Here is a 3,636-nt window from a genome sequence, read left to right on the forward strand (position 1 = left end):
TTTTCAAAGACTCTATTAAATCTCAGACTTATGCCCCAACGAAGCCAGGCACCAATTACAGAACCGAGAGCAATTGATAAAAGAGAAAAATACATGTCTGCTCCTAGTTATGAGCAGCAAAAGATATATAAATAACTTTATGAAGGGAAAACATAGCGTAGCTCCATTTTGTAAAAGCAGAGCACGCAACTACGTACCCTGCTTGAGGGAAACGTAGGTATCATCAGCCAGAATTGGCGGTTTGTATAAGGAGGATAGCCATCTCCTTTAAGCTGAAAATTTTAAGCCTATAATTTTAAATATCAATTTTTTTTTAAAAAAGTTGTTTAATTCTAAGATTCTTTACGCTGATTTAGAGTTTCTTGTCCTAAATCCTTCCAAATCTGCCATTTCATATCATTTGGGTCGATTTCAGCAGTTTTAAGCAAAATTCCAAGTAATTCGGCTGGGTCCCGTTGATCTAGGTTCGCAATCTCAAAAAGTGCGCCTAATTGGATGAGATGACGTGTACGAGCTTTACGTTCAGCTTCTTTTTCTGCATTCAGTAATTTTCTAACAGCTACCTTTTGCTTATTCGCTCGATCTATAGCTTTTTCAGCTTTGATTAAGGCATTGAGCTTTTTTTCTTGGTCGGGAGTACGGTATTGGATTTTTGCTAATTCTAATAAAAGCTTTTGTGCATCACTAGGATTTTTTAAAGCAGAAATATAGGTAATTTTTTCAGATAGCCAATCATTATTCATATTCAATTCCATTAATTCAGATACCGCAAAAGTACAGGCTTAATTCTCAAAGAACGATAACAAAATAATTACGTCCAATGTCCATAATTTTGTTAAAGTTCGTTCTAGAGATTGTCGCCTGCACTTCCATCAAAATTTTGATGGCGCGCTTAGACGTTTCTCAATTTCATTGAGAAACCTAAGCACGTTAGGGACTTCATCCCTAAGACCCTGAAACTTCTTTTTTTCGTAAATTTTCAATTTACGGAAAAAAGAAGTACCAAAGCTAGGAGCAACAGCATGCAACTAAAACAGGTATTGGGAAAAATCAAAGATATTACTTTTGGCGTGATCGCAGCACCGCTACTTATCATCATTATGATGTGGGCTTCCATACTCGATCAAAGAGCATTTAAGAAAGAACGAAACCGAAAAAAGGAACAGGATAAAACCTAATGGCAATAGCCCGTTTAAGTGTCAAAGTCGGTAAGGCAGGCAAAGCAGCACCGCATGCTGAATATATTGATCGGGACGAAGAAAAGAAGCTGAAACAGGAACAGGCAGAAAATGACCTTGAACATAGCGATTATGGAAACATGCCGAAATGGGCTGAACATAATCCGATTACCTTTTGGGAAGCAGCCGACCTTTACGAGCGCAAAAATGGCAGTACCTATCGAGAATATGAAATAGCCCTACCTAGAGAGATGAATGCCGAGCAACGCCTAGAACTGGTTGAGCACTTCATTCAGTCTGAAATTGGCTCAAAATATCCTTATCAGTTTGCGATTCATAACCCTAAAGCAATGGACGGCAACGATCAGCCCCACGTTCACCTCATGTTTAATGAACGTCTGCAAGATGGAATCGAGCGAGATCCAGAGCAATATTTCAAACGCTATAACAGCAAGAATCCTGAACGTGGCGGAGCTAAAAAAGACAATACAGGCAAGAGTTACCAGGAACGAAAAAACGATATTAAAGACCTACGCCAAAGATGGGCAGATTTATGCAACAGCCATTTAGAAAAACATCAAATTGACAGTCGTATTGATATGCGAAGCTACAAAGAGCAAGGCATAGAGAAAGAACCTGAAAAAAAACTATTACCAAGCCAAGCCAAAGACCCTGAAATCAGGGAAGCCCTGCAACAGTCACGCACAGCCTATAAAGAGCTTGAACAACTAGACTTAGGCGACCCGAAAAAAGACCTGAAAGACCTCAAAGACAGCCCAATTTCAGACAAAGAAATTAAACAGGGGATTGAGAGCTTTAAGGCTGATTTTGACAGCTTCAAACAGCTTGCTTTGGAACAGTACAAAGAACAGCAGAAATTAGAACGAGAGCAACAGAAAACCATGAAGTTTAGAGGGATGAGCCGATGACACCTGATGAAAAAAAGCTATATGCACTGATGGCAGTTGCAGAACAACAGCAGAACCTAGTCAATCAGGCTGTTAAAGAGCTTCAAATCACCGAAGAACGCATTCAAAAGGTCATTGCTGGGCAAACCCATAGCACCGTATCAAAATCGCTAAATACGGGCTTAAAGGAGGGTACAGCGGAGCTTATTAGTACCGCCAAAGCACTTGGACGTTTAAAAAACTCGATTGAATCAGCAAGTGATCAACTCTCATGGAAGCTTCTCACCCTAATTTTAGGAATCTTTATGATTCTTATGCTTGGGATCATTTGGATATTTAGCGTTTATATCAAACCACTTGAAAATATTTCTACAATTGAAAGCTTAAGGCAGGATGGTATTCAGCTTGATATTCGAAATTGTACCGTTGGAGAAGAATCTAAAACGTGCGTTCGTGTGATGAAAGAACAGTGTATTTATGGAAAAAATAAAGATTTCTGCATTATAGACCCTAAATAACGATCACCTGAAAAAGAAAAAGCCCATTCAGTATTGAAACTAAATGGGCTTTCGCTTTATATTCAGCGGTACGCAGTTATTTGATGTATCAGCATCGAATAACGAAGATCATAAGGTTTGGCGACCGTTATGATTTCACACTAGGCTTGTACCTGAACTCTATTTTCACAATAAACGGTGTTTAGATCAAGACTCAAAATGATAAGTCTTCGTTAATTCGTGTTTTAAATCGTCAAATAAGCATCATAGATCGAGCTTTGCCCGCTTCTGCGTGTCCGTTTTACGGTCGGCATGCAGTACGTGTGGTAGGAATAAGTGTCACTGGCGTATTGTAGCTATAGTCGAAAGGCTAAACCGCTTACAGGGGAACTTCACATAGGCGGAGCGTTGGGAGTAGTTACATAGGACTTGTTAAGTTGTACGTTGGGGAAACCCTCGCAGAGATACAGGCAATGTAACGACAGGGAGCGCGTGGAGCGAAGTGCAAGACTTTGAGTCCTTGTCTGCATAGTCAGCAAAGCTATGTGCGGATACGACCGATATACGTGGCTCCGAAGCCAAATATATACAGGTAAATCGGCAATACTTAGGGGATATGTCATTTTTTTAAATGACTGCCCTTAGGGTGAGTATTGCCGAAACTCTCTCAACCGTTTCCAAAGCCAAAGCACGAAGTGCGACGCTTTGGGGCGTGTTGAGAGAGTGAGAGCATTTGTTTTTTAGGAGGTTGATTAGTGCAGGTTTACATTTTTAGCCTATTTTTTGCTTAGGCTATTCATGGTTTTTTATTGCTTTAATTATTTCCATTCTTGCTTCTTCAACATTTCCCCAACCGTTAAATTTCATCCATTTGTCTTTTTCTAAATCTTTATAGTGTTCAAAGAAATGTTTCATTTGATCTAATTGAAGCTGAGGAATGTCATTCAGATCTTTAACATTGTCATATAGGGGAGTGAGCTTAGAATGAGGTACAGCAATTATCTTTGCATCAATACCTGCTTCATCTTCCATATACATGACTCCAACAGGGCG

At 39.6% G+C, this 3,636-nt stretch carries 5 protein-coding genes, 1 pseudogene and 1 riboswitch; of the genes and pseudogenes, 3 read left to right on the forward strand and 3 right to left on the reverse strand.

Annotated features, from left to right (window positions below):
• Both F960_RS22860 and F960_RS00005 read right to left on the reverse strand, forming a co-directional pair.
• Positions 1–95 (reverse strand): annotated as a pseudogene (locus tag F960_RS22860) (fluoride efflux transporter CrcB); the annotation flags it as partial.
• Between the two features lie 112 nt (positions 96–207).
• Positions 208–275: riboswitch (Fluoride riboswitch) on the reverse strand.
• A 57-nt stretch (positions 276–332) separates the two neighbouring features.
• Positions 333–743, reverse strand: a complete 411-nt coding sequence (locus F960_RS00005; RefSeq protein ID WP_004844889.1) for a conjugal transfer protein TraD — start codon at positions 741–743, stop codon at positions 333–335.
• Between the two features lie 279 nt (positions 744–1,022).
• On the opposite strand from F960_RS00005, the gene F960_RS22500 reads away from it, so the two are divergent.
• Genes F960_RS22500 through F960_RS00015 form a run of 3 tightly spaced genes read left to right on the forward strand, consistent with a single transcriptional unit; the run spans position 1,023 to position 2,604 of the window.
• Positions 1,023–1,178 carry a hypothetical protein gene (locus tag F960_RS22500; RefSeq protein ID WP_004844891.1) on the forward strand — a complete coding sequence of 52 codons (156 nt, stop codon included), beginning with the start codon at positions 1,023–1,025 and terminating at the stop codon, positions 1,176–1,178.
• On the forward strand, positions 1,178–2,107 hold the full coding sequence (locus tag F960_RS00010; protein ID WP_004844893.1) for a MobA/MobL family protein: 930 nt from the start codon (positions 1,178–1,180) through the stop codon (positions 2,105–2,107). Before F960_RS22500 ends, F960_RS00010 begins: the two co-directional genes overlap by 1 nt.
• Positions 2,104–2,604 (forward strand): hypothetical protein, encoded by a 501-nt coding sequence (locus F960_RS00015; RefSeq protein WP_004844894.1) that lies wholly within the window; start codon positions 2,104–2,106, stop codon positions 2,602–2,604. The genes F960_RS00010 and F960_RS00015 overlap by 4 nt, the downstream gene beginning before the upstream one ends.
• 771 nt (positions 2,605–3,375) lie before the next feature.
• Here the strand turns inward: F960_RS00015 and F960_RS00020 are convergent.
• Positions 3,376–3,636, reverse strand: a 261-nt coding sequence (locus tag F960_RS00020) for an inorganic diphosphatase (protein ID WP_004844896.1), incomplete at its 5' end; no start/stop codon positions are given.

The organism is Acinetobacter gerneri DSM 14967 = CIP 107464 = MTCC 9824 (assembly GCF_000368565.1).
Lineage (GTDB): Bacteria > Pseudomonadota > Gammaproteobacteria > Pseudomonadales > Moraxellaceae > Acinetobacter > Acinetobacter gerneri.